Consider the following 23546-nt stretch of genomic DNA (forward strand, 5'->3'; position numbering starts at 1 on the left):
ATATGGAGACAACATAAAAAATAGAGAAATCCGAATTTGAATTCATTCAAATTCGGATTTCTCACTAATTGAAGCTAGTTATGTCCCAGCCTCTTTTTTATGCGGATGTTGTTTATATAGCTTTACCAACCTATTTTACGCAGAATAAAAAACTGTGGAGAAGATCATAAATTGACTAATTTTAATTTGAATATTTTATGAACACTTTAATAAAATCCGAAGCTACTTTAAATGAAAAGGCACATAATTATAAGATATTTATTATATTTAGAGCTATTAATATATATCTTTTGCGAAAAAACATCACAATGTAATGCGACTTTTATCATATTCACCCATAGTTTGCTTAATTTTTAATCCATAGCTATCATACGAGTAGAAATACATTTTCAAAGATAGGAGATTACTTATATGAACACTAAATTTACAAAATTAAGTAAAAGTAAAAAGGGACTAAGTGCGGCAATATTAGCAGCAGGAATCATGGGGATTGCAATGGCGCCAAATGCATCTGCACATGGGTTTGTAGAAAAACCAGCTAGCCGTGCTGCTTTATGTAGCCAAAGTTATGGCGCGCTTAACTTGAGTTGTGGAAGGGTTATGTATGAGCCACAGAGCTTAGAGGCCAAGAAAGGATTTCCACAAGGTGGACCAGTTGATGGTAAAATTGCATCTGCAGGAGGTCAGTTTGATGGTATCCTCGATCAACAATCTGTAAATCGCTGGTTTAAGAATACGATTACAGGGGGACCGAATACCTTTACATGGAAGTACACTGCATCACATTTAACAAGCAAATGGCACTATTATATTACGAAAAAGGGATGGGACCCTAATAAGCCATTAACTCGTGCTGATCTTGAGCCAATTGGAACTGTTGAACATAACGGTACTGAAGCATCAACTAATTTAACTCATACAATTAACGTACCAACTGATCGTAGTGGCTACCACGTTATTTTAGCTGTTTGGGATGTAGCGAATACTGCAAATGCTTTCTATAATGTGATTGATGTTAATTTAGTGAATAATGTGGATGTAGATAAGGAAGCTCCAACTCAGCCAAATGGATTACAGGCAACGAAAGTTACTGCTAACAGTGTCGAGCTAAAATGGAATCCATCTACAGACAATGTGGGTGTAAAAGAATATCAAGTATTCCGTGATGGTAAAGCGATTGGAACGGTACCGGGAACAACATTCACAGACAAAAATTTAAAAGCGAATACAAAATATACATATACAATAAAGGCAGTGGATGCAGCTGGAAATGTTTCTAAAGAAAGTGAGTCTATAGCTGTAGAGACAATGAATGCAGTTCCAGACACGGAAGCACCAACGCAACCAACTTCACTTCACACGATGGGAGTAACAGCCTCAAGTGTAGACTTAATGTGGGGGGCATCAGAGGATAATGTAGCAGTTGACCATTATGTTATATATCGAGGCACACAAGTAGGACAAATGACTGTAGTTGGAACATCGAAAACTACTTCTTTTATGGACATGAATCTACAATCAAATACAACATATAACTATGCAGTCACTGCCGTTGATACAGCTGGAAATGAATCTAATAAAAGTTCCATTTTCACTGTGACTACAAAAGAGCAAGGGTCGTCTTATGAGCAATGGAGTCCAATTAAGGCATACACAAAAGGTGATAAAGTAGAGCACCAAGGTAAAATATATGAAGCTGTTCAAAACTATCAAGGATATGGAGATCCAAATTGGATATTCGCATTGTCTTTATGGAAAGAAATTAAATAATTTTGCGTGGACTCTTGTGGAAAAGCAAGAGTACAGAGCGTTTAGATTGAAGGAGACGAACTTTAAAATTCGTCTCCTTCTTTTGCTCTTCAAGGTAAGTACCTAATGTTGTTTTGGAGGTTCAAAGAGTTGTTATATAGTTGAGGAAAAACGGTTGGAAAATTATCAGTAGGAATATTAAATGCCATAAACGATTCATACATAGAAATATTGTCTTTTTCCTTACGACTCCTAGCCGTATATGCTATTTTATTGTTTTCTGAGTTTGTTACGAATAACTGCGATTCATCATTAGAAAACGGTACCCAATTATGTCCGAAAAAGGGTATTAAAGAATTTATATGCCCAAAAGTATTATTAATAAAGTTAAAGTTTCCTAGAAAATTATCAAAAATTGATTGAGTTAAGTTTTCACCCAATAATTGAGGGGATGTCAATGTAGGAGGATGTAATAGATCTGGATGACCGTAATTTTGTGTATGTTTATGTGTTATGTCCGGGCTTTTTGAAAAAAAATACAAAAACCATACTGCGTGATTTTGCTCGTCCGCTGCTGCACGTCGAAATCTTTCTTTAATCATCGGATCATTTGCTTTATCTGCTATATCTAAATAAGAATCAACAGTTTCTTGTTCATCTTTAAAAGCAAATTCGATTCCGGCCCTATAGTTGTCCGGGCATTCCTCAATTATTTGATAAGAAGGCTTTCTTCCTGTTAAATTCATATAAATTTTGCTAAATTCCTCGAGATGGCGTATTTCATCTTTTTGTATCTCAAGTATTCTATTCTTTTCATCCTCAGTAGGTGCCATCTTAGCTAACTTCTCATAACAAGCAACGGCACTATACTCAGCATTAATGGCCTTCTGAATATCATTTACAAGTTGAGCATCGTTTACCATAGGATAAGTACTATTATGCTGTGGAGCATAATGATAATAGTATTGATTTGGATACATCATTGTCCTCCTTTTGTTTAACTTCTTTCAGCGGGTGTCCAAACATCTGTACCTGTCGCTACGCTTTCGGTACAAAAGACATCCGCTGAAAAAAGGAACTCAGTCCAAGAACGCCCCGTCCTGTGGCAACGACTGAGTGACCAACATCGTGTTGCTGCCGCTGCCGCTTCGCTTTCGCGCAAAAGCCATCTGCTGCTGCCGCTTTGCTTTCGCGCAAAAGCCATCTGCTGCTGCCGCTTTGCTTTCGCGCAAAAGCCATCTGCTGCTGCCGCTTTGCTTTCGCGCAGATAAAACCCTTTTGCTGCCGCTACGTTAGCGCTTCGCTTTCGCACAAAAAACATTTGCAGGCCTAAGAACAAAGCCGATTCCGGACGCAATTATGCCGAGGCGTAATTGATCCATCAACTTATCTTATGCATTGTGTATAGGTAATTGTGCAAAGTCATTTCTTGTGTTGCCTAGGTTGGATTCTTCTTTTCATCGAACAATGGAGCATCTTTTAAAAATGCGAGCACCGGTGATAAACGTTGCTTTTCACCACCTGATAGAACCATCTAACAGACGGATAGAAAATCATAAAGAAAGGGGGAGTCGCCGAAACGTTCGGGAAGCTTCATATTATGCCTCCACTCCAACATTTGATGTAGAATCATCTTTTTTCTCTGTTTTTTCGCTTAGATAAATATGACAAATCATAACCTGCAAATAGCAAAAATCCTTCATTTATGGTACTATATACTAAATATTTTAAGCGAGAAAGAAGTGGGGAATCTGAATTACGGAAAAACGATGCTTGATATTCATTCTAGCGCGGAAGAACTTAAACAGCTTCACAAAATAATTAGTGATTACAACTTACCTATTAGAAGTGAAGATACTTTTGAAAAACAAGCAGTGGGGGTTAGCGATTATTTAAATGAACCTACTTTTATCGAAGCTCGGAATAAAAAACGATCTTTAAACATTATGTCAGGTGTTATTGCATTACCAATCGTTGTCTTTATTGTTTATATGATTTTAGGAAAGTTAAAAATAATAGGTCGCGAGGATATCTTTAAAAATATACTTGATTGGTTCTTAGCGTATCCATGGGCATTTATTCTGTACGCTTTTATATTTGCTTCTATCGTAATTGCACATAAATTAATAGAAAAGAAAATGTATAATAAAATATATCCTAATTTAAAGTTGAAATTATTAGACCAATTAAATCAAAATATTGAAAAGTAGGTTTAACGGAGTTTCTTTCCGCTCATTTCTCTACAACAGTTCCTACCTTAGGAGCAATGAGATGGGCGTGTCAAGCGTAGCAATGTACTGACCTAGAAATTCTAAGATAAATAAAAACACCTTTCGTTGAAAAACTGGTATGACTCCTTATGAAATCAACGTGAAGGTGTTTTTCTATGGGACAAGAATGAATAATAAATTATCTCCCATTCATTTAACCCAGTAACCTTCTATATTTGATATTTGAGTTTAAACTGTTGAGGCTTCTTTTTATTATAAAGAATCGTCACCCATTGTCCTTCCTCAAAAAAAGCACGATTTTTCGTATATGTCCATACTTTGCTCGTGACAGTGATTGATTTATTTTGTAATGACGTAAATTGTACTGTCAACTTTACTCTACGCTTTGATTCTCCTTTTGCATATGTAATCTCATGGCCAACTGTTCGGTGTGAAAAATCACTTTCGATAATCTGTGCGTTCGTTTCAATCCATTCAATTTTTTGATACTTCAGTGGTAATATCCATAGTGCGACAAAAATGATTAGAAAGAAGATAATTACCCCGATAAAAATGTACATTTGCATCCCCACTTTTTTCTTTTTTAAACAAAAGACTATAGGTAAACTCAAAATTTTTGAATATTGTTTTTTCTGTGAAAGGTGCCAGATCCAGTAATGCTTTGGGAACTTTACTTTTATAATACTATACACTTTTTACTTTGTTCACAATTAAATATAACTTGTGGAAATAATAGTTGAAGCTACAAAATCAGCTTTAATTGAGAAACTTAAAGGTCAAAAACTGGTTGCTATTCGTATGGAGGAGGCAACCTTATGTATATCCAAAAGAAGTATTCTTAAATCTGTATTATACGGAGAGCTTAGTTTAGAGGTTCCTAATGAAATTAGCAAGAAGCACTTTCTGTAGTGCAATTGGCAGATATGAATCTAGACTATTTATTTATACAATTCTCAGCAGATGAAAACTCAGATTCACCAAATACATTAGAACATTTCAAGAAGAATTCAATTGTTCAAAATATCAACCTTTAAAAGTAATTAAGTGTTTATAAACGTGGTAGACCCTCTTATGGAAGGAGGACTAGCATACAGTCGAATTTAGAAGGCATGTAGCAGTATCTTATAAAATAGCATGTTAAAGTATAGACCCAACAGTTTTTGGATCTATATTTTTTTCGCATGTTGTATTTTTTATAAAACAGTTGACTTATTTTTCAGTTGTAACTATAATGGTTACAGCTGAAGGTGATGAAGATTAAAATTAGCAGTCGTTTTACAATCGCTGTTCATATTTTATCAATCATCAAACAAAATCCATCGACCATTTGCACATCGGAATTTATGGCGGAAAGCGTGAATACAAATCCGGTAGTAATTAGGAAAATATTGTCCTATCTTAAAAAGGCAGGTATAGTGCAAGTGCGCCGGGGAACAGGTGGAGCTTTTTTAGTAAAAGATCTGGATACTATCACTTTGCTAGAGGTTTTTCGTTCAGTAGAGGTTGTGGAAGAAGATAAATTATTTCATCTACATGAAAATCCAAATCCTGATTGTCCTATTGGTGCAAATATACAGGCTGTGTTAGAACTAATTTTAGTGCAAGCACAAGAAGCAATGGAGCAAGTATTAGCCAACATTACTATGGAACAAGTGATTACATCTTTAATCCATGAAATTCAACAATCACAATAAATGCATTCTTTTCTTTTCACGGAATGCATATTTATTTGACTTAGTTGTAACTAAAATGGTTACAACTAAAAGAGAAAGGGAGGTTTTTATTGGGTGACTCTTAAAATAAAAGCATATTCGGATTTTATTTGTCCTTTCTGTTTTTTAGGGAAAGGGCCGTTGGATGAAATTGCAAAAGAAAAGGATATAGAGATAGAGTGGATGCCGTTTGAATTAAGGCCAAAACCATATCCAAAAATCGATCCTTGGAAAGAGCCTGCTAAATTAGGGTCGTGGGATTCCTATATTCTCCCTACAGCCAAAAAGCTAGGGATTGATATGCGATTACCACGAGTATCTCCACATCCATATACGAATTTAGCTTTTGAAGGATATCAATTCGCTAAAGTATATGGAAAAGGAAATGAATTTCATCATAGAGTTTTCACAGCATTTTTCCAAGAAGAGCAAAATATTGAGGCTGTAGACGTGTTAACTCAATTAGCAAATGAGGTAGGTCTGCCAAAAGAAGAATTCAAAGAATCCTTGCTTTCAGGTAAATATCGTGAAGCTCATCAAGAAGCTTTAAAGCATGCTTATGAAGAAGCGAATATTACGGCTGTTCCTACACTAATTATTGGTGATGAAATGATCCAAGGATTAGCTAGTAAAGAAAGAATTGCGCAAGTCATCGATCAGCAATTAAAAAATAGGTAATAAAATTTAAACAGTAGCAAATGATGCTGCATGAAAAAGTCTATATATAAAATTGATTAAAATTTGGAGGAACTACAAATGTCAGTAACAACAACTAATTTAAAAGATGCAATTATTAATCGTCGTTCAATCCGTAAAGTGAAAAAGAACGCAGCGATTACAAAGGAAAAAATTGAAGAGCTATTAAAAGTCAGTGTCCATGCGCCATCTTCATTTAATATGCAAAGCGGACGTGTAGTAGTTTTAATGGATAATGAACACGAAAAGTTTTGGGATATTGTTAAAGAAACATTGCGTGCACGTGTTCCAGCAGAAAATTTTGCTGCAACAGAAGAGCGTTTACAAGGCTTTACAGATGGAGTAGGAACAATCTTATTCTTTGAAAATCAAGCAACAATCAAACAAATGCAAGAAAACGCACCTTCTTATAAAGAGCAATTCCCATTCTGGTCACATCAAGGAAATGCTATGCTACAGTACGCAACATGGATGTCTTTAACTACTGAAGGAATTGGTGCATCTATTCAGCACTATAATCCAATTATTGATGAAGAAGTTAAAGAAACTTGGAATATCCCTGCAGAATGGAGCCTAGTAGCTCAAATGCCATTTGGTGAACCAAATGAACAACCAGGAGACAAAACGTCATTACCTTTTGAAGATGTAGTGAAATTTTATTAATTAAATCCATATCTACAAATAAACCCTGTTAAGTGATTTACTTAGCGGGGTTTTAATATTTTTAGTTGAATGAAAATTCGTATCCTACATAGTTAAAAACATTAGTAAACCCTATATTTTCTGCTACAGCGATGGAAGGCTTGTTTGAATCCATACAATCCCAATATGGGGTCGAACCTTGTGCTAAACAATCTTTTACAACGTAGTGAGCTAACTTTTGGGCTAATTTATTTCCTTGGTGAGCTTCTAATGTTTCAATGTCAATACAGTGGACATTTTCAACTACAAAGCCTGAAAAACAAAGACTAATAATGTGATGTTTGTAAACGACACAATATCCAATTCCTTTATTCAAGAAACACTCAGGAGAAGACCAACACGAAAGAATTTTTGAATGTAAAAATTCGGGATTTTTAATTGCGTTATCGTTAAATAGAGCGTTATCTATTTTTAAAACAGTGCATCCTTCTTTAACATCGGGCTCATTATTTGCTATATAGTTATTTTTATGTAGCTTATAGACTCTTTGCTTCCAACTACCAAGTTCGCGATGTTTAAATATTTTTTCTATCGTTTCATTCCACTTTGGATGGTTACCAATACCTTCGAAGTAATGTAACCCCACTTTCTTCGCTTCAGGTACAATTACTCGATCTACAAAATCATTTATTTGATTATTAAATTGGTCATTTTCTTCATTCCCGATAAATAAAAATCCATCATTGTTGCCTAACCAAATAAGTGCTGTACGTGGTGTGTCGATATTATCCACAAATACTCGTCCAGGATTTACTCCCTCTACAACTGCTTGAACTTCTAATTGGCCTTGCTTATTCAACAGCTCTTTACACCTGTGAAATTCATTTTGCTGTAGTTCAGTAATCATTTATATCACTATCCTTTCATGTTCTATTTTCTATATTTTGACTCATCCCCAAAACGTAGGGTTGATTTCCGCTCCGGCTGGGCGCTTTGTTGCTGCCGCTTCGCTTTCGCACAGATAAAACATTTGCCGCTGCCGCTTCGCTTTCGCACAGAGCAGAGCTTCCTGGGGGCGTCCGATGAGCCGCTTCACTCGCGTTGCTCGCTCCAGGGTCTCGGGCCAGCACGATGCTGGTCACGAAGGCGTTATCACAGGACGTGATGGTTTTAGCCTTCGTTCCTCTATTGCTGATCCCCAAGGAGTCGCCCAGCCTCCACTCCAATCCGCTTATTTACAGGACATACGTTTTAATAAATACTTCACTTAACTTTGGACTTTACTTTATCATATAGGTAAATGATGGTAAAATCCATCTTGCTATACGTATTTATTAGCTGTGTTTTTTTACGATACGTTCATATTTCATTAGAAAGTATATGCTATGATAAATGTACATAGAGGAGGGGGTCACATGATTATAGTTGGATTAACTGGTTGGGGTGATCATCCTTCGCTTTATAGTGAAGTGACTGCCTCAAAGGACAAATTATTCGATTATACAGGTCATTTTTTAACGGTCGAAGTTGATACTTCTTTTTATGCCATACCTTCTCAAGAGAATGTTCGAAAGTGGTGTGAGGGTACACCCGAAAATTTTAGTTTTGTTGTGAAGGCCTATCAAGGAATGACAGGTCATTTACGTGGTGACATACCGTTTGAATCGAAGAATGACATGTTTAATGCCTTTATCGAATGTGCCAATGAATTTAAACGTCATGGGAAGCTAGCAATGGTACTAGCACAATTTCCACCGTGGTTTGATTGTCAGACTAAGAATGTACAATATTTATTGTATATTAGGCAACAGCTTAAAGGCTTTGACGTAGCTATTGAGTTTCGTAATCGAACATGGTATGCGGACAATGTCGTGCAGCAAACAATGGATTTTTTACGAGAGCATCAATTCATTCATACCATTTGTGATGAACCACAGGCTGGCGTGGGTTCTGTACCATTTCATCCTACGGTTACTGCAACTAAGGCACTTGTACGTATTCATGGACGTAACATTCATGGGTGGCGTAATACTGGTAATGCCGAAAACTGGCGGAAGGTTCGCTTTTTATATGACTATAATAGTGAAGAATTGCAACAGCTTGGACAGCATTTGAAACATCTTCAATCAGAAGTACAGGATCTGTATGTATTATTTAATAATAATTCAGGGCTTCATGCTGCGAAAAATGCAAAGGAATTACAAGGGATTTTAGCGATTAGAGATGTAGGGTTAGCGCCTAAACAATTAAATATGTTTGAAGGGGAACTATAATGGAATTTTTTGTTTTAGCTATTATTGCATTATTATCTGGGGTAATTGGCTCGTTGGTTGGACTTGGTGGAGGAATTATCTTAGTCCCAGCAACGTTATACGTTGGATTAAATCTAGGGATGATTCCAGATATCACTCCTCAAAAAGTAGTTGGTTTATCGGTTGTCATGATGATTTTCACTGGACTTGCCTCTACATTAAGTTATATGAAATCTAAAACAGTTGATTATAAGAGTGGTTGGATATTTTTTATAGGAAGTATTCCTGGAACGATTCTGGGCGCATGGGTAAATAAGGGGCTAGATGTACCATCATTTAATTTGTATTTTGGTATTTTACTAATCATTTTAGCGACGATATTACTTGTACGTGATCGATTGAAACCTGTAGAATGGTTTGTAAAAAACGGTGTGCAACAGGAATTCAATGATAAAGAAGGAAATACCATTATATATGGGTATCCCATTTGGTTTGCTATTGCATTAACATTTGGCATTGGCTTTGCCTCCGGATTATTTGGTATCGGTGGAGGCTCGATGATCGTACCTGCCATGATTATTTTATTTTTATTCCCACCACACGTTGCAGTGGCAACATCGATGTTCATGGTATTTTTATCGTCGATTGTTAATTCAGCGAGTCATATTTATTTAGGACACGTTCCATGGCTCTATACGATTCCTGTTATTCCAGGAGCTTATATTGGAGCAAAACTAGGGGCAGCATTAAATAAAAGAATTAAATCAGATACGCTTGTAGTAGCGCTTCGAGTTATTTTATTATTATTAGGAATTCGTTCTATTATCGAAGGTTTAATGTAATATTGATTTTTGATGTCTATAGGTCCGAAAAGTAAAGATGACTTTGATAGAAAGTCTTCTACAGACATAGAAGCTATTTTAAAGAAGAGGTGGCTTAATTGCTGGAAAAAATTCATATTTTTCACACGAATGATTTGCACAGTCATTTTAAGTATTGGCCACGAATGCAAACCTATGTGGAAGAAATGCGTACGAAGCTTACAACCATGGGAGAAACATGTTATTTATTTGATGTCGGCGATCATTTAGATCGTTCAAATATTTATACGGAAGCAACAGTCGGTAAGGGCAATGTGAGGTTATTGAATGAAGCGGGCTACGACGTAGTGACAATTGGTAATAATGAAGGTATAACATTGTCCCATGAGGAGCTGTACCATTTGTATGATGAAGCAACTTTTGACGTAGTAGTTGCTAATGTAAATGCCTCTCAAGGACCAAATCCAACGTGGATGAAGCCGTATGTTGTATTAACAACTGCTTATGGCACAAAGGTTGCAGTCATTGCAGCAACGGCTATGTTTGAAATTTATTATAACGAATTAGACTGGGAGATAGATGAGGCACGAAGTACACTCATTCGCTTAGCACTTCAGCTTCGGGAAGAAGTAGATATAATTGTTTGTTTGTCACATTTAGGGATATCAGAGGATGAGCTTTTAGCTGAGGAATGCCCAGAAATAGATGTTATATTTGGCTCACATACACATCACGTTCTCCCTAATGGAAAGCTAATTAATGGCGTTTTATTAACAGGTGGAGGGAAATTTGGACAATATACTGGCCATCTTATGTTAGAATATAATACAAAATTTAGGAAAATTGTTGAAAAAAAGGATACGTTAATTCATAATAATGATTTGCCTGCAATTAAGAATGAACATGAAATTGTTCAATCTTTTGAAAAGGAAGGCAAACGATTACTTGATATTCCAGTATTCACTACGGAAAAATCGTACAACAAGGAATGGTTCCATTATTCGCAATTATCCGATTTGTTCGCACGTGCGATTTTAGAGAAAAGTGGAGCAGATTGTGCGTTATTTAACGCGGGTATTTTTTTAGATGGTTTACCTAAGGGAACAGTGACAGCACTAGATTTGCATAGAATTTTCCCACATCCTATAAATGTATGTACGATTGAATTATCAGTTGCTGAAATGAAAGAAATTTTTCAGCAATCTAAAAATGAAGAATGGCCTTATATTGAGCTAAAAGGATTAGGGTTTAGAGGCGTTATTTTTGGGAAGATGTTAACTTATGGATTTTCAATGAATGAAGATCGGCAATTACTTATCAATGGGAAGCTAGCAGATAATGATCGAATTTATAAATTAGTAACACTAGATTTGTTTACGTTCGGTTATTTTTATCCAAGCTTTAAATATGCTAAGAAAAAATATATTTTACCAGAATTTTTACGAAACATTATGATAGATTATGGTCAAAGATTCTTTAAGTAATAGTAGATAAAATGCTTTTAGAATGGATTGGGGAAAAGGTCATGCGATTAATTTCAATCGATGTATTAAAAGAAGGAATGGTATTAGCAAGAACCATTTGGAATGAGGCGGGGCATCCTCTTTTAAAGAAAGATGTTGTCATTAATGAACGTATCATAAAAAGACTTCAGCAATTAAATATGCATTATATATATATTGACGATAAAATTTCTGAGGGGATTGAGGTACAAGAAACAGTTCCAACTGTTATTCGAAACAAAGCAATTTCAACCATTAAAGATTCTTTCCAATCAATCGATGGTTTAAATCCAGTAAATGCCTCTTATGTGCTTGACCAACAATCAAAAGCAATTGTCTCAATTGTAGATGAGTTACTGTTGGCGGTTAGAGGTAATGATGAAATTTTAACAATACTAACAGATGCGTATTTATTTGATGAATATTTATATCAACATTCCTTTCAAGTCACACTTTATTCGATAGCGATTGCTAAAGAGCTTGGATACTCAGCTGAAGATTTACGTTTAATTGGAATTGGCGCATTGTTACATGATATAGGGAAGCTTATGGTACCAAAAGAGATTCTGACAAAGCCTGCTCGCCTATCATATGAGGAATTTGAAACGATGAAGCAGCATGCTCGATATGGTTTTGATTTGTTACGTAATTTACATTCCATCTCATTGATTGTTGCACATTGTGCCTTCCAACATCATGAACGGATTGATGGGAGTGGCTATCCACGGGGCTTAGTTGATTTTGAAATACATCCGTTTGCCAAAATTATTGGTGTAGCAGACGTCTTTGATGCGGTGACTACAAGTCGTGTATATCGTGAAAAAATGCTACCTTCTCAGGGCCTAGCCATTTTAGAAGCAGGTGCTGGAACTATATACGAAGCACGTATTGTGAATGCATTGAAAAGGTCTGTTGTCCATTATCCTAACGGCGTTATTTTAAAATTATCGGATGGGCGTCGAGGTATTGTATCAAGACAAAATACATTGAATCCAGCCTTACCGTGGATTCGTATTTTTGAGGAGCAAAATCAACTATTAGCAGCTACATATGAAATTAATTTAGTGGACGACTCAGCCGTAATAATAGAAAGCGTTGAAGTGGACTATGTTGTACCATTGAAAATCGAATAAAAATCTCCTCCTGTTCATACGTTAAGGAACAGGAGGAGATTTTTTGTTTTTCCCTCGAAAACGAATGAAATTACGATCATATAGTAATCACGGTACCTATAGAAAAAAAGGAAATCGGTTGAATCGATTAACCTTAGTAGTTGTGTTTGTTATTATCGGTGTTTTTTTATTTATTTATTATTTAAATGCGAAGCTTATGCCGACCTATTTAGATTATGCTGAAATACAAACGGCTAAGATTGCATCTTCGGTTGTGAGTAAAGCGATTGATTCTCGTACATCAAGTGTTATGGATGTTAATGATATTCTTGTAGAAGTATCCCCTGGCAACCATGCTGATTTGAAAGTTAATACAGAAACGATTAATCGAGTTCGGACAGAAACGGTCAATCAAGTAAAATTGTATTTAGAGCAGGCAGAGCAAGGGGAGTTGTCGCATTTGCCAAATGTTGATGATGTTGAATATGATTATAACAAGATTAATGAAGGGAATGGGGTAGTTTTTTATATGCCGTTGAGTCAGGCGGCTAATATCCCTTTAATCGGGAATTTAGGACCTAAAATTCCGATACGCTTTCATGTCATTGGCAATGTGCATAGTGAAGTTACTTCTTCAATAGAGGAATTTGGTATAAATAGTGCGTATATGACGGTAGGGATTCATATAGAAGTAAATGTGCAAATTATTGTCCCTTTTGCTAGTAAAACTACTACAGTTACTCAGGATATTCCGGTGGCAATGGGCTTAGTAAGGGGAGCAGTTCCAGATGTTTATTCAAATGGTAGTAAAGAGACACCTTCCATTCAAGTACCTGTCTCTCCTAAAAAGTAGAAATGTTTGCCTTCTTTCGGCGAATGTCTTTTGTACCGAAAGCGTAGCGACAGGTACAGGTTTTCAAACACCCGCTGAAATAGAGGAACTCAGTCTAAGAACGCCAGGTCCTGTGGCAACGACTGAGTGATCAACGTCATGTTGTTGCCGCTGACGCTACGCTTTCGCGCAAAAACATCTGTCGCTGCCGCTACGCTTTAGCGCAGATAAAACCCTTTTGCTGACGCTTCGCTTTCACACAAACAAAAACACGTTGCTGTCGCTAGGTTAGCACTACGCTTTCGTGCAAAAAAGCATTTGCAGGCCTAAGCACAAAGCCGGTTCCGGACGCAATTTTGCCGAGGCAAAATTGATTATGATAGTTGTTGGAGTTCATTTATTATGTTACATTGACAACAGTAAAGATAGTAATATAAAAACTGCACATATTTGATAGGGGCGATATCCGTATGACATCTTGTAAACCTACAAGCAAAGGAAAAGAAGAATATTTAAGAAAACCAGATTGGTTAAAAATTAAATTAAACACAAATGATGAATATAAAGGGCTAAAGAAGCTCATGCGTGAAAAAAATCTGCATACAGTATGTGAGGAAGCACGCTGTCCTAATATTCATGAATGCTGGGGTGAACGACGTACAGCGACAATGATGATCCTTGGATCTGTTTGTACGCGTGCTTGCCGTTTCTGTGCTGTTAAAACAGGCTTACCAAATGAATTAGACCTAGCTGAGCCAGAACGAGTAGCAGATTCTGTAGCTATTATGAACTTGAAGCACGTTGTTATTACAATGGTAGCACGTGATGACTTAAAGGATGGCGGTGCGCAAGTATTAGCTGAAACAGTCCGTGCAATTCGTCGTAAAAGTCCGTTTACATCGATTGAAGTTTTACCGTCTGATTTAGGTGGTTTGCAAGAGAACCTTCAAATGTTAATGGATGCAAAGCCAGATATTTTGAATCATAATATTGAAACAGTGCGTCGCTTAACGCCAAGAGTACGTGCACGTGCAAAGTATGAGCGTTCATTAGATTTTCTTCGTCTGGCAAAAGAAATGCAGCCAGACATCCCTACAAAGTCATCATTAATGATCGGCTTAGGTGAAACACATGAAGAAATTTTAGAAGTTATGGACGATTTACGAGCAAACGACGTAGATATTATGACAATTGGTCAATACTTACAGCCAACGAAAAAGCATTTGCCTGTTAAAAAGTATTATTCTCCAATAGAGTTTGGTAAACTGCGTAAAATCGCAATGGAAAAAGGGTTTAAGCATTGTGAAGCAGGCCCACTTGTACGTAGTAGCTATCATGCTGATGAACAAGTTAACGAAGCAACAAAAGAACGTCAGCTACAAGCAGAACAGTAAAAACAAATGTTGAAATAGAAGGCGGTGTCACTTTGATCAATATTGAAGGATATGAATACGAGATTATTGAAGATTACAAAGAAGCTTTTCAAGAGGAAGTATTCAAGGAACGATACTCAGATATTTTAGCCAGATATGATTATATTGTGGGCGACTGGGGCTATAGTCAATTACGCTTAAAAGGCTTTTTTGACGATAAAAATCAGAAAGCCACTTTCGATACGAAGATTAGTACACTACAAGATTACTTATTTGAGTATTGTAATTTTGGCTGTGCATATTTCGTCTTGCGAAAATCCGGTAAATCTACTCAACAGCCAGAAGCTGTAGTAAATGAAGATCATGAAGTGACAAAGCTTGTTGAGAATGCACAAATAGCAGAATAAACTTTTAAAACCTGATGCAAATTTTGCATCAGGTTTTTACTTTGTAGTGATAGGTTTTTAAAATTTGGTAATAATAAAAGTGAATGCAAAAAATTGTTTTATTTTTGGCTTTTCACCAAAGTTGGGATGACACTGATAAAACATATTCCATTGATATAAGTTGATTGGAGTGGAGGCTGGGCGACTCCTTGGGGATCAGCAATAGAGGAACGAAGGCTAAAACCATCACGTCCTGTGATAACGCCTTCGTGACCAGCATCGTGCTGGCCCGAGACCCTGGAGCGAGCATCGCGAGTGAAGCGGCTCATCGGACGCCCCCAGGAAAGCGCCCAGCCGGAACGGAAATCAACCTCACGCTATGGAGATGAACCTGTATATTTGGCTATTATACTAACCTACTTATTTTATATTAAAGGTGTGTGTTGTTTAGATGAAAAAAGCTGTATTTTTGGACCGTGATGGGGTCATCAATGAAGTATTAACGGATCGCGTTAAATTTGTCAATAAACCTAAGGATCTCTATTTCTTGCCGCATGTTTCGAAAGCTATAAAAAAATTGAATAAATACTTCGACTATATTTTTGTAGTAACCAATCAAGGTGGCGTTGGATTGGGGTTTATGAAAGAAAAGCAGCTACAAAAAATACATGAGCATATGGTAAAAGAATTGAAGAAGGAAGGGGCCATTATTCACGAAGTCGTATATTGCCCCCATAAACCAAAGTCTGGCTGTGCCTGCCGTAAGCCCAATAGTAAATTAATCGTCGATCTTGGTGAAAAATATAATATAGACATGGCAAAATCCTATATGGTGGGAGATACAGATACAGATATTATAGCAGGCAAACGAGCAGGAACTAAGGGAGTATTTTTAGGTGAGAAAGATCCGCTGGCAGATGCGATTTTTCCAGATTTAATTAGTGCTGCTGATTGGATTATTAAAGATGCAACAGCCTAACGCTAGTATTGTTGAATTGGAAAGACAAAGCGTATAAATCATGTAAAAAAGGATAATTTATTTATTGGAGGTGATTAATTTGACTAAAGAAAATAAAAAATCGTTAGATCGAGAAGAATATGGTTTTGGCTTTGATATTAGTGTTGATGACTTAGGAGTAATTGGGCAAAATCAACAAGCCAAAAAACAAAACGACAATGAAAACAAAGACAAGCCTCGCAATAAGGATAATCCTGCTAAATTAAATAATGAAAAATAGGAGCACGATCCGTCGAGGCATCATTGATACTTAAGATATTTACAAAAAAATTCCGCCAACCTTCTGTTGCTCAGTGCGCAAAGTAGAACCCTATGTTCGCAGAAAAGCGGAATTTTTTTGTATTAAATTCTTAATGGCTATACAAAAAACACCCACTTTGAAGGGTGTTAATTTAATAATTCACGTAAATATTCCCGTAGCTCGACTGTATCTTCCTCTGTGCGATTGTATACGTGTTCAAGATAGCCAGGCTCTTCTACATCATCTGGACCAATTATAGCAAAGCGTCCAAATTGAATATCCATGACAAGCACTTTTCCAAAGAAACGGCCCGATTGCAAAATGGCTAAATCATAACGTAACTTATTCCCTGCAAAACTAACAAAGCGTGTTTTCGTATCTTCTACATCATCATATAAAAAAAAACGTTCCATCTTTTAATCTCCTTCCAGTCCTATAGATATGGTACTATAGAAGAGAAATGACTATCAACTTTTAAAGATTTGAATGGGGGCTTTCCTTGTGTATTTTGTAGATCGTAATAAAATCACAAAAAACTTACAGTACTTAAATGGACTATTAGCAATTTTAGAGTCAGAAGATAGCTGGCTAGAAAATGATATTAAGAAATTAGCAATCGAGCGAATTGGTCACAATGTGATGGAGTCAATGATGGATGTAGGAAATTTAATGATTGACGGTTTCATTATGCGTGATCCAGGAAGCTATGAGGATATTATTGATATTTTAATCGATGAAAAAGTCGTATCTATTGAAATGGAAGCACCATTAAAAGCAGTAGTTGGCTTACGTAAAATGCTTGTTCGTGAATTTATAGATGTAGATGTTCAGGAAGTTGTTAATGTGTTAACAACGACTTTACCAGCATTAAAGCAATTCTCTCCAGCTGTGAATAGTTATTTAACAAATGAACTCGGCCCTGTTTCAGCATTTTTACCAGAGGATCGTCAATGAAAACCTACAAGGCATATTGCTTTGATTTAGATGGTACAGTGTATCGTGGAAAGGATGGCATTCCTTCTGCGATTACTTTTATTCATCGGTTACAACAAACAGGAATCGAGCCATTTTACGTTACAAACAATTCTTCTAAGACAAGAGAGCAACTGCAGGAAGCTTTAAGCGCTATAGGTGTGAATGCACCGTTAGAGCATATTTACTCTAGTGCATTAGTTACAGCAAAATATGTAGCCTTGAATTTCCCTGGCAAAAAAGTAGCCATGTTAGGTTCTGATGGTATTCGTAAAGCGTTATTTAATGAAGGCATTGAACCTACTGAGGATGAGCCAGAGGTATTTGTTATGGGCATTGATCGAAATCTAGATTATATGGCACTCGCGAAGGCGACAGTTGCTGTGCAAAATGGTGCGACGTTTATAGCAACGAATCAAGATATTAAATTCCCAACAGAACATGGGTTTTTACCAGGTAATGGGTCCTTTGCCCGATTAGTAGGTGAGGTTGCAGACGTTGAACCAATCTATATTGGTAAACCATCACCTGCAATGCTTGAAGTCATTGCAACAGAGCATGGCTTTAAGAAAGATGAAATGGTGATGATTGGCGATAATTACGACACAGATATTATGTGTGGAATTCGTTTTGGCTGTGACACAATCCATGTAAATACGGGTGTTACACCAACAAAGGCTGTACTTGAGAAGGAGCAGCAACCTACCTATGTGGTAGAAGCTTTAATTGATTAGTTCAAACATAAAAAAAGGATGTTATGTCGATTTTTTTTGGCATAACATCCTTTTTATATGTTCAAATTTAGTATTAGTAAGTGTTTCATCATTTTATGAATGAGGTATTACGCCTTCATTACCATAACGGATTTTCTTCGATAAATTGATAAATGGCTTTCGTCAACTCTTCAGGAGAATCAGCCTCAACTAGTTCACCATTGACGATTGCATAAAATGATTCAGAACATTTTGTACAGTAACTAAGGCAGCCGTATTCCAAAACGTCGATGTTCGGATCACGCTCTAGTATTTCATAAGTTTTTTGAGAGCCATTTGCCAAATTACTTATACAAAATTCAACCATTGGATTCATACATGTCACCTCACCAAAGTAATGCTACTAGCTTTTAAAACATTCGTCAATGATTTGAGTTAATCATGAGATAAAAGCAGATACTAAGTGATAAATTGTGCGCACGCCAATGATTTAAACTATCTTTACAAAAGTGAAGAGAAGAAAACAGTATTTAAGGAAAATTCGAACAATAGCGACAATATGATGTAGAAATCGTTCGAAAAAAGCAAGTTAGCATTTATTTTGTGAAATCTTTCACAAAATTGCATTCTGATATTGTGAAACTTCTCACAATCGGTTATACTCATTTGTGGATACTTTGTGAACAATTAATATAAGAGATATAAAAGGAGACTATTATGGGAAAATTAGTACTTTTAGGTGGCGGCTACGGCAATATGCGTCTTATGCTTCGATTATTACCAAACGTTCCATTAGACACAGAAATCGTGCTAGTAGACAGAGCGCCTTTCCATAGTTTAAAAACAGAATTTTACGCATTAGCAGCAGGGACTGCAACAGATAAAGAAATTCGTGTAAGCTTCCCAGAGCATGAACGTTTATCGGCTGTATACGGAGAAGTTGTTGAAATTAATCGTACGGAAAAAGTAGTCATTCTAGAAAATGGACAACGTATTGAATATGATGATTTAGTAATTGGTCTTGGCTGTGAGGATAAATATCATGGTGTACCAGGTGCAGAGGAGTACACATATAGCATTCAGACAATGGCGAAATCACGTTCAACATTCCAAGCACTTTGTGGTTTACCAGCAGGCTCTACAGTCGGAATTGTAGGAGCTGGCTTAAGTGGTATTGAGCTTGCAAGTGAGTTGCGTGAAAGTCGATCAGATTTAAAAATAAAGCTATTCGACCGTGGTCCTCGTATTTTGAAGGACTTTCCAGAAAAGTTAAGTAAATATGTAAAAGACTGGTTTGTAAAACATAATGTCGAAGTCATTGCCAATTCAAATATTACAAAAATTGATCAAGGTAAAATTTACAATCACGAAGAAGAAATTGCACTTGATTCTGTAGTTTGGACTGCTGGTGTACAGCCTGTCAAAATTGTTCGCGATTTAGAAGTTGAGAAAGATAGACAAGGGCGTCCGCTTGTAACACAGTATTTCAATCTTCTTGATGATGAGCATGTATATGTTGTAGGTGACTGTGCTGCTTCAGAACTACCTCCAACTGCGCAGTTAGCAGAGGAGCAAGCAGAACAAATCGTCAAAGTACTTCGCATGCGTTGGAAAGGCGAAAACTTACCTGAGAAAATGCCTGATATTAAATTAAAAGGGTTCATGGGAGCTCTTGGTAAAAAACAAGGCTTTGTTTATTTAGCAGATACAACAGTAACAGGACGTATTGCACGCTTGATGAAATCAGGGTTATTATGGTACTACAAACGTCAAAATGATTAATTTATTATAAAAAGGAATTGTTTCAAAATTTACTTTTGAGACAATTCCTTTTATTTCTTTTAAACGGTTTCGTCAGGAACGAAACCTAAATTTTCAAGTGCAGTAAATACAGGCTTTAATTGTACATAGCCTTCGCCCACTACTTCATCATTTATAAGGACAAGTGGATAAAAAAATTCATCTTCTTGAATGCGTGTAGCATAATCTTGATCGCGCTCATTCTCAATTGGTCCTTCAATATCGATATAGCGAATATCATATCCTTGGTTTGGGTATTTTCGATCTATGGCTGCTTGTAGCCACTCATATGTATCCTTCGAAGATGGCGCATTGACACAACTTGCGCAGATTACCGCTGTTCCGTAAATTTCAATCATTGGTTTCGTTTGATTCATTTCATTTCCACTCCTCGTGATTCTATATTGGATTTTTTCTGTTGCTAACATTATAATCATTATAAGGAAAGGAGTCGAGACAAATGGCAGAAGCAACAATTAACGATCAAGTTCAAGAGGTATTAGATAAATTACGCCCATTCTTACTACGTGACGGTGGAGACTGTGAATTAGTAGATGTAGAAGACGGCATTGTAAAATTACGTTTATTAGGTGCATGTGGTAGTTGCCCAAGTTCAACAATTACACTTAAAGCTGGTATCGAGCGCGCATTATTAGAAGAAGTACCAGGTATTATTGAAGTAGAGCAAGTATTCTAAAACGACTTAAAAAAGTTCTAGCTGATACATTCAGGCTAGAACTTTTTTTCTTAAACATGGCGGGCGTGTTCTTTCTCTTCTCGAATAATAGCCCATTGTTCCTTAGCCATATCAATGATTTTCGCTTCTCCACCAATACTTTGCTTTTCGATGACCTTTGAAAAGAAGCGTGTAGCATTTTCTAAATCACCGATACGTCGTGATAGTTCGGCAATCATATACATAATTCGTATATCTGACATTTGCGTTGAGCTGTAATCCTCAGTTGAATAAGAATCCATATAGTAATCTCGAGCCATTGTCATAAAACGTTGCTCTTGGCCTTTGTTTTTTAGTGAACGATATAGCCATGCAAGACGTAATGTAAGCCCAGCTATAGCGACAAATTTTTCTTTCTTAATCGTACCGCAAAGGAATGCTAATTTATATGCTTGTATTGCTTGGAATACAGTGCGTTCGCCATTAAAATCATGGTGCACCCATTTTTCTGTAATTTGCGTACGAATATCATCTTGCGTGCCAGGGGCAAAATATTTTGAAAAGTCTTCTGTAAATGAAAATCCGCAATGTTCACAAACAAATACATTATAATAAAGGGCATTTACACCGTCTGCATAAATAGGATGAAAATCTGTTTCTGTATGATCTACTTTAATGAATTTAGAGCGTACTTTTAATGTTGGAAATTCTTTTTTGCAATTAAGACATTGAATTTTTTTTTCGTAATAAGGTGAAATCTCCATATTTTATACCTCTTTCATCGACTTATTACAACTATTATACCAATGTAAATTTCATAAACATGAATAAAAAATACTATTAATGTGAAAAATATTAGAATTTTTACTAATAATCAGGTTTGTCACGATCATGTGAGGTTGATTTCCGTTCCAACTGGGCGCGTCCCTGAAAAGTGATCGGGTAAGCCCAAGTAGTCGCCCTGTCGTCCCAAAATCAACTATTTAGCATACGTTTTAACAAATGTTATCCTTAACTATTAATAATGAACCAAAATCCTGTTGGAGCTGAATGTTTGTCATACAATAGTCAAAATTGATATGATAATAAGTAAGAAGGAAGGTGATTGGGATGACAAGTAAGCAAGTAATTGAAGTTACTGAAGCGGCTAGTTTTCATATTAATGAAATGATGGAGCACAATGAAGAGCAAGGTTCGTTTTTACGTGTAGTTGTAAATGGTGGCGGATGCAGTGGCCTATCATACGGTATGCATTTTGATAAAGAGAAAAAAGAAGATGATTTTGAAGATATACAACATGGTTTAACAATTCTTGTTTCCCGTGAAGATGCGCCGATTTTAACGGGGACAAAAATTGACTATAAGCAATCACTAATGGGCGGAGGCTTCACAATCGACAATCCAAATGCTATCGCATCATGTGGCTGTGGCACGTCTTTCAAAACAGCAAAACGCGAAGGTACACCTGAGATTTGTGATTAAAAATAAACTATCTAGATGTTTGTAGATACTAAGCCTTTTTGATTTGTATGTTGGAAAACATAGCAAATTGAAGAGGCTTTTTTGTATGGTTTTCTGGAGAAGAAATAACCTAACCACAAGCCTCTAGTTTTGATGGGTGATGGTCATTTCATAATAGTTCCCATGGCTATAGACCAAATTATTAGAACGAATGATAGTGTAAGCCAAAATGTATTCTTCGTTGTCTTTTCATCCTTCTCAATTTTAGTTAAAATGCTGACAAGATTTAAACAAAAAATGATCCCGAGTATAGGCATGAAGTAAACGATAATAAACGCAAAAATAATCAATTTTCTACCTCCACATCATGTATGACTTCTTATTGCGGATAGAATATTCTACACCTCTCAACGTATCGAGGTGAACGATTATTCGTCTGTTCATTTCTCAATGGGTGTGAGAGTACTGTACAGAACTAAAATGAACTGGAATTGAAATCGAAATTCTAAAGTTTTGTGGGGTTTCACAAGAAATAAAAAATAGTGTTTGTAATATGTGGTGGTTAGGAACTCCTGTTGGCGGTGAATTACAAACGAGTTGTGAAAGTTTAGAGGTCGGTTTTTTTGATGTTGAGGAGGCTTTACTATTAATAGAAAATGAAGATTTTAAACATGAACTATTACTTTGCTTAAACTATGGAGTAGAACCTTTTTATATTTCTTTCTAAATAAGAATAAGCCACGACTATTTCTAATCGTGACCTTATTACTGCACCGATAATTCACAATTAGTGAAGTTGTGTTAATACATAATCATAAATTTCATCGGATGGTTTATTAAGAGCTATGGAAAACTCTGAAAAGATAGTATCTTGTAAAGATTGCAATAATTTTTCTTCCTGGTTAGGGAATTTTTTTTCATTGGTCTTATATTCGAGCTTTTTTCGTAACAATGTGTTTAACAGCTTTGCTTGTTTTTGGCGATTGCCAGATTTAATGATTTCTAAATGAAATCTCATTCGATGTGTATTTTGTTCAATCCATTCCACACCAGGTGATGTGAATGAATGTAAAATACTGAGGGCTTCTTCTTTTTTAATAACATCTCTAAGCTGTTTTTTGGAATTGTCAATAGGGGTACGAATGATTAATTGCGGTTCATTTAGTGGTTGTAAAACATAATAAGATTTAGTAATGTCGTTAAAGGTTTGTTCACAAATATCTTCAATAGAACAAAGTCCATGTGATGAGTAAATGACTACATCGCCAACGTTGTACATGTATATCCCCTCCAACAAACTATATTGTCAACTTAGTTGACTAAATCTATTGTAAGCAATTAAAAGGTTTTTGTCAAC

At 36.2% G+C, this 23546-nt stretch carries 31 protein-coding genes; 22 read left to right on the forward strand and 9 right to left on the reverse strand.

Going from position 1 to position 23546, the window contains the following annotated elements:
* Positions 1-411 precede the first annotated feature (411 nt).
* Positions 412-1770, forward strand: coding sequence for a lytic polysaccharide monooxygenase (locus tag ACQKOG_RS20380; RefSeq protein WP_402869320.1), 1359 nt, complete (start codon positions 412-414; stop codon positions 1768-1770).
* Between the two features lie 89 nt (positions 1771-1859).
* On the opposite strand, the gene ACQKOG_RS20385 is transcribed toward ACQKOG_RS20380, so the two are convergent.
* Positions 1860-2729, reverse strand: coding sequence for a ferritin-like domain-containing protein (locus tag ACQKOG_RS20385; protein ID WP_402869319.1), 870 nt, complete (start codon positions 2727-2729; stop codon positions 1860-1862).
* A 136-nt stretch (positions 2730-2865) separates the two neighbouring features.
* Between ACQKOG_RS20385 and ACQKOG_RS20390 the strand changes: the two genes are divergently transcribed.
* Together ACQKOG_RS20390 and ACQKOG_RS20395 are read left to right on the forward strand one after the other, a co-directional pair.
* Positions 2866-3045 (forward strand): hypothetical protein, encoded by a 180-nt coding sequence (locus ACQKOG_RS20390; RefSeq protein ID WP_427448173.1) that lies wholly within the window; start codon positions 2866-2868, stop codon positions 3043-3045.
* Between the two features lie 446 nt (positions 3046-3491).
* Entirely contained in the window at positions 3492-3959 is a 468-nt protein-coding gene (locus tag ACQKOG_RS20395; protein ID WP_370078113.1) for a DUF6097 family protein, read from the forward strand.
* Between the two features lie 230 nt (positions 3960-4189).
* On the opposite strand, the gene ACQKOG_RS20400 is transcribed toward ACQKOG_RS20395, so the two are convergent.
* A complete protein-coding gene (locus ACQKOG_RS20400) occupies positions 4190-4540 on the reverse strand; it encodes a DUF3592 domain-containing protein (protein ID WP_427448175.1) in 351 nt (116 codons plus the stop codon).
* 696 nt (positions 4541-5236) lie between these two features.
* Here ACQKOG_RS20400 and ACQKOG_RS20405 point away from each other — a divergent pair.
* The 3 genes from ACQKOG_RS20405 (at position 5237) to ACQKOG_RS20415 (ending at position 7051) form a co-directional block, all read left to right on the forward strand.
* Positions 5237-5674, forward strand: coding sequence for an Rrf2 family transcriptional regulator (locus ACQKOG_RS20405; RefSeq protein ID WP_370078276.1), 438 nt, complete (start codon positions 5237-5239; stop codon positions 5672-5674).
* A 93-nt stretch (positions 5675-5767) separates the two neighbouring features.
* Positions 5768-6370, forward strand: a complete 603-nt coding sequence (locus tag ACQKOG_RS20410) for a DsbA family oxidoreductase (protein WP_370078109.1) — start codon at positions 5768-5770, stop codon at positions 6368-6370.
* Positions 6371-6448: 78 nt separating this feature from the next.
* Positions 6449-7051 carry a nitroreductase family protein gene (locus tag ACQKOG_RS20415; protein ID WP_370078107.1) on the forward strand — a complete coding sequence of 201 codons (603 nt, stop codon included), beginning with the start codon at positions 6449-6451 and terminating at the stop codon, positions 7049-7051.
* Positions 7052-7112: 61 nt separating this feature from the next.
* On the opposite strand, the gene ACQKOG_RS20420 is transcribed toward ACQKOG_RS20415, so the two are convergent.
* Positions 7113-7937 carry a GNAT family N-acetyltransferase gene (locus ACQKOG_RS20420; RefSeq protein WP_370078105.1) on the reverse strand — a complete coding sequence of 275 codons (825 nt, stop codon included), beginning with the start codon at positions 7935-7937 and terminating at the stop codon, positions 7113-7115.
* Positions 7938-8112: 175 nt separating this feature from the next.
* Between ACQKOG_RS20420 and ACQKOG_RS20425 the strand changes: the two genes are divergently transcribed.
* From ACQKOG_RS20425 to ACQKOG_RS20460, 8 genes are all read left to right on the forward strand, one after another.
* The gene (locus tag ACQKOG_RS20425; RefSeq protein ID WP_402869312.1) at positions 8113-8301 is read left to right on the forward strand and encodes a hypothetical protein; all 189 of its coding nucleotides are present in this window, start codon (positions 8113-8115) and stop codon (positions 8299-8301) included.
* Positions 8302-8445: 144 nt separating this feature from the next.
* Positions 8446-9303, forward strand: coding sequence for a DUF72 domain-containing protein (locus tag ACQKOG_RS20430; protein WP_402869310.1), 858 nt, complete (start codon positions 8446-8448; stop codon positions 9301-9303).
* On the forward strand, positions 9303-10124 hold the full coding sequence (locus tag ACQKOG_RS20435) for a sulfite exporter TauE/SafE family protein (protein ID WP_402869308.1): 822 nt from the start codon (positions 9303-9305) through the stop codon (positions 10122-10124). Before ACQKOG_RS20430 ends, ACQKOG_RS20435 begins: the two co-directional genes overlap by 1 nt.
* Positions 10125-10222: 98 nt before the next feature.
* Positions 10223-11587 (forward strand): bifunctional metallophosphatase/5'-nucleotidase, encoded by a 1365-nt coding sequence (locus ACQKOG_RS20440; RefSeq protein WP_427448179.1) that lies wholly within the window; start codon positions 10223-10225, stop codon positions 11585-11587.
* A gap of 41 nt (positions 11588-11628) precedes the next feature.
* Positions 11629-12738: an HD-GYP domain-containing protein gene (locus ACQKOG_RS20445; RefSeq protein ID WP_427448181.1), complete on the forward strand. Its 1110-nt coding sequence runs from the start codon at positions 11629-11631 to the stop codon at positions 12736-12738.
* Between the two features lie 43 nt (positions 12739-12781).
* Complete coding sequence (yunB, locus tag ACQKOG_RS20450) at positions 12782-13570, forward strand: sporulation protein YunB (RefSeq protein ID WP_427448183.1); 789 nt, start codon at positions 12782-12784, stop codon at positions 13568-13570.
* 449 nt (positions 13571-14019) lie between these two features.
* Complete coding sequence (gene lipA, locus ACQKOG_RS20455; protein WP_370078095.1) at positions 14020-14943, forward strand: lipoyl synthase; 924 nt, start codon at positions 14020-14022, stop codon at positions 14941-14943.
* A 32-nt stretch (positions 14944-14975) separates the two neighbouring features.
* Entirely contained in the window at positions 14976-15329 is a 354-nt protein-coding gene (locus ACQKOG_RS20460) for a YutD family protein (protein WP_370078093.1), read from the forward strand.
* A gap of 98 nt (positions 15330-15427) precedes the next feature.
* On the opposite strand, the gene ACQKOG_RS20465 is transcribed toward ACQKOG_RS20460, so the two are convergent.
* The gene (locus ACQKOG_RS20465; RefSeq protein WP_370078091.1) at positions 15428-15637 is read right to left on the reverse strand and encodes a hypothetical protein; all 210 of its coding nucleotides are present in this window, start codon (positions 15635-15637) and stop codon (positions 15428-15430) included.
* 122 nt (positions 15638-15759) lie between these two features.
* Between ACQKOG_RS20465 and ACQKOG_RS20470 the strand changes: the two genes are divergently transcribed.
* Complete coding sequence (locus tag ACQKOG_RS20470) at positions 15760-16287, forward strand: D-glycero-alpha-D-manno-heptose-1,7-bisphosphate 7-phosphatase (protein WP_370078089.1); 528 nt, start codon at positions 15760-15762, stop codon at positions 16285-16287.
* Positions 16288-16351: 64 nt separating this feature from the next.
* Positions 16352-16546 (forward strand): hypothetical protein, encoded by a 195-nt coding sequence (locus tag ACQKOG_RS20475; protein ID WP_142510565.1) that lies wholly within the window; start codon positions 16352-16354, stop codon positions 16544-16546.
* Between the two features lie 167 nt (positions 16547-16713).
* On the opposite strand, the gene ACQKOG_RS20480 is transcribed toward ACQKOG_RS20475, so the two are convergent.
* On the reverse strand, positions 16714-16980 hold the full coding sequence (locus ACQKOG_RS20480; protein WP_068985326.1) for a DUF3055 domain-containing protein: 267 nt from the start codon (positions 16978-16980) through the stop codon (positions 16714-16716).
* A gap of 88 nt (positions 16981-17068) precedes the next feature.
* Between ACQKOG_RS20480 and ACQKOG_RS20485 the strand changes: the two genes are divergently transcribed.
* Positions 17069-17521, forward strand: coding sequence for a DUF86 domain-containing protein (locus ACQKOG_RS20485; RefSeq protein ID WP_427448185.1), 453 nt, complete (start codon positions 17069-17071; stop codon positions 17519-17521).
* Positions 17518-18273 (forward strand): TIGR01457 family HAD-type hydrolase, encoded by a 756-nt coding sequence (locus ACQKOG_RS20490; protein WP_415731831.1) that lies wholly within the window; start codon positions 17518-17520, stop codon positions 18271-18273. Before ACQKOG_RS20485 ends, ACQKOG_RS20490 begins: the two co-directional genes overlap by 4 nt.
* 118 nt (positions 18274-18391) lie before the next feature.
* Here ACQKOG_RS20490 and ACQKOG_RS20495 read toward each other — a convergent pair whose 3' ends face one another.
* A complete protein-coding gene (locus ACQKOG_RS20495; RefSeq protein WP_285398312.1) occupies positions 18392-18628 on the reverse strand; it encodes a YuzB family protein in 237 nt (78 codons plus the stop codon).
* Between the two features lie 341 nt (positions 18629-18969).
* Here ACQKOG_RS20495 and ACQKOG_RS20500 point away from each other — a divergent pair, with 341 nt between their 5' ends.
* Positions 18970-20034 (forward strand): NAD(P)/FAD-dependent oxidoreductase, encoded by a 1065-nt coding sequence (locus tag ACQKOG_RS20500; RefSeq protein WP_370078083.1) that lies wholly within the window; start codon positions 18970-18972, stop codon positions 20032-20034.
* Positions 20035-20093: 59 nt separating this feature from the next.
* On the opposite strand, the gene ACQKOG_RS20505 is transcribed toward ACQKOG_RS20500, so the two are convergent.
* Positions 20094-20429: a YuzD family protein gene (locus ACQKOG_RS20505; protein WP_370078081.1), complete on the reverse strand. Its 336-nt coding sequence runs from the start codon at positions 20427-20429 to the stop codon at positions 20094-20096.
* Between the two features lie 83 nt (positions 20430-20512).
* Between ACQKOG_RS20505 and ACQKOG_RS20510 the strand changes: the two genes are divergently transcribed.
* On the forward strand, positions 20513-20749 hold the full coding sequence (locus ACQKOG_RS20510; RefSeq protein ID WP_010857481.1) for a NifU family protein: 237 nt from the start codon (positions 20513-20515) through the stop codon (positions 20747-20749).
* Between the two features lie 50 nt (positions 20750-20799).
* On the opposite strand, the gene ACQKOG_RS20515 is transcribed toward ACQKOG_RS20510, so the two are convergent.
* The gene (locus ACQKOG_RS20515; protein WP_370078079.1) at positions 20800-21492 is read right to left on the reverse strand and encodes a DUF2225 domain-containing protein; all 693 of its coding nucleotides are present in this window, start codon (positions 21490-21492) and stop codon (positions 20800-20802) included.
* A gap of 346 nt (positions 21493-21838) precedes the next feature.
* Here ACQKOG_RS20515 and ACQKOG_RS20520 point away from each other — a divergent pair, with 346 nt between their 5' ends.
* Together ACQKOG_RS20520 and ACQKOG_RS20525 are read left to right on the forward strand one after the other, a co-directional pair.
* Positions 21839-22210: a HesB/IscA family protein gene (locus ACQKOG_RS20520; RefSeq protein WP_370078077.1), complete on the forward strand. Its 372-nt coding sequence runs from the start codon at positions 21839-21841 to the stop codon at positions 22208-22210.
* A gap of 532 nt (positions 22211-22742) precedes the next feature.
* Positions 22743-22916 (forward strand): hypothetical protein, encoded by a 174-nt coding sequence (locus ACQKOG_RS20525; RefSeq protein WP_370078075.1) that lies wholly within the window; start codon positions 22743-22745, stop codon positions 22914-22916.
* A gap of 60 nt (positions 22917-22976) precedes the next feature.
* Here ACQKOG_RS20525 and ACQKOG_RS20530 read toward each other — a convergent pair whose 3' ends face one another.
* Positions 22977-23468, reverse strand: coding sequence for a CarD family transcriptional regulator (locus ACQKOG_RS20530; RefSeq protein ID WP_370078073.1), 492 nt, complete (start codon positions 23466-23468; stop codon positions 22977-22979).
* Between the last annotated feature and the right edge of the window lie 78 nt (positions 23469-23546).

Source organism: Lysinibacillus sp. NPDC093216 (assembly GCF_050280325.1).
Lineage (GTDB): Bacteria > Bacillota > Bacilli > Bacillales_A > Planococcaceae > Lysinibacillus.

Excerpts from the sequence above, each read along its gene's own strand:
- lipA (WP_370078095.1), top strand. The coding sequence starts at position 14,020 with ATGACATCTTGTAAACCTACAAGCAAAGGAAAAGAAGAATATTTAAGA.
- ACQKOG_RS20510 (WP_010857481.1), top strand. The coding sequence starts at position 20,513 with ATGGCAGAAGCAACAATTAACGATCAAGTTCAAGAGGTATTAGATAAA.
- ACQKOG_RS20400 (WP_427448175.1), bottom strand. The coding sequence starts at position 4,540 with ATGTACATTTTTATCGGGGTAATTATCTTCTTTCTAATCATTTTTGTC.
- ACQKOG_RS20520 (WP_370078077.1), top strand. The coding sequence starts at position 21,839 with ATGACAAGTAAGCAAGTAATTGAAGTTACTGAAGCGGCTAGTTTTCAT.
- ACQKOG_RS20415 (WP_370078107.1), top strand. The coding sequence starts at position 6,449 with ATGTCAGTAACAACAACTAATTTAAAAGATGCAATTATTAATCGTCGT.
- ACQKOG_RS20380 (WP_402869320.1), top strand. The coding sequence starts at position 412 with ATGAACACTAAATTTACAAAATTAAGTAAAAGTAAAAAGGGACTAAGT.
- ACQKOG_RS20515 (WP_370078079.1), bottom strand. The coding sequence starts at position 21,492 with ATGGAGATTTCACCTTATTACGAAAAAAAAATTCAATGTCTTAATTGC.
- ACQKOG_RS20525 (WP_370078075.1), top strand. The coding sequence starts at position 22,743 with ATGTGGTGGTTAGGAACTCCTGTTGGCGGTGAATTACAAACGAGTTGT.
- ACQKOG_RS20480 (WP_068985326.1), bottom strand. The coding sequence starts at position 16,980 with ATGGAACGTTTTTTTTTATATGATGATGTAGAAGATACGAAAACACGC.
- ACQKOG_RS20490 (WP_415731831.1), top strand. The coding sequence starts at position 17,518 with ATGAAAACCTACAAGGCATATTGCTTTGATTTAGATGGTACAGTGTAT.
- ACQKOG_RS20430 (WP_402869310.1), top strand. The coding sequence starts at position 8,446 with ATGATTATAGTTGGATTAACTGGTTGGGGTGATCATCCTTCGCTTTAT.
- ACQKOG_RS20425 (WP_402869312.1), top strand. The coding sequence starts at position 8,113 with ATGAGCCGCTTCACTCGCGTTGCTCGCTCCAGGGTCTCGGGCCAGCAC.
- ACQKOG_RS20420 (WP_370078105.1), bottom strand. The coding sequence starts at position 7,937 with ATGATTACTGAACTACAGCAAAATGAATTTCACAGGTGTAAAGAGCTG.
- ACQKOG_RS20470 (WP_370078089.1), top strand. The coding sequence starts at position 15,760 with ATGAAAAAAGCTGTATTTTTGGACCGTGATGGGGTCATCAATGAAGTA.
- ACQKOG_RS20385 (WP_402869319.1), bottom strand. The coding sequence starts at position 2,729 with ATGTATCCAAATCAATACTATTATCATTATGCTCCACAGCATAATAGT.
- ACQKOG_RS20500 (WP_370078083.1), top strand. The coding sequence starts at position 18,970 with ATGGGAAAATTAGTACTTTTAGGTGGCGGCTACGGCAATATGCGTCTT.
- ACQKOG_RS20435 (WP_402869308.1), top strand. The coding sequence starts at position 9,303 with ATGGAATTTTTTGTTTTAGCTATTATTGCATTATTATCTGGGGTAATT.
- ACQKOG_RS20445 (WP_427448181.1), top strand. The coding sequence starts at position 11,629 with ATGCGATTAATTTCAATCGATGTATTAAAAGAAGGAATGGTATTAGCA.
- ACQKOG_RS20495 (WP_285398312.1), bottom strand. The coding sequence starts at position 18,628 with ATGAATCCAATGGTTGAATTTTGTATAAGTAATTTGGCAAATGGCTCT.
- ACQKOG_RS20465 (WP_370078091.1), bottom strand. The coding sequence starts at position 15,637 with ATGAGCCGCTTCACTCGCGATGCTCGCTCCAGGGTCTCGGGCCAGCAC.
- ACQKOG_RS20505 (WP_370078081.1), bottom strand. The coding sequence starts at position 20,429 with ATGAATCAAACGAAACCAATGATTGAAATTTACGGAACAGCGGTAATC.
- ACQKOG_RS20530 (WP_370078073.1), bottom strand. The coding sequence starts at position 23,468 with ATGTACAACGTTGGCGATGTAGTCATTTACTCATCACATGGACTTTGT.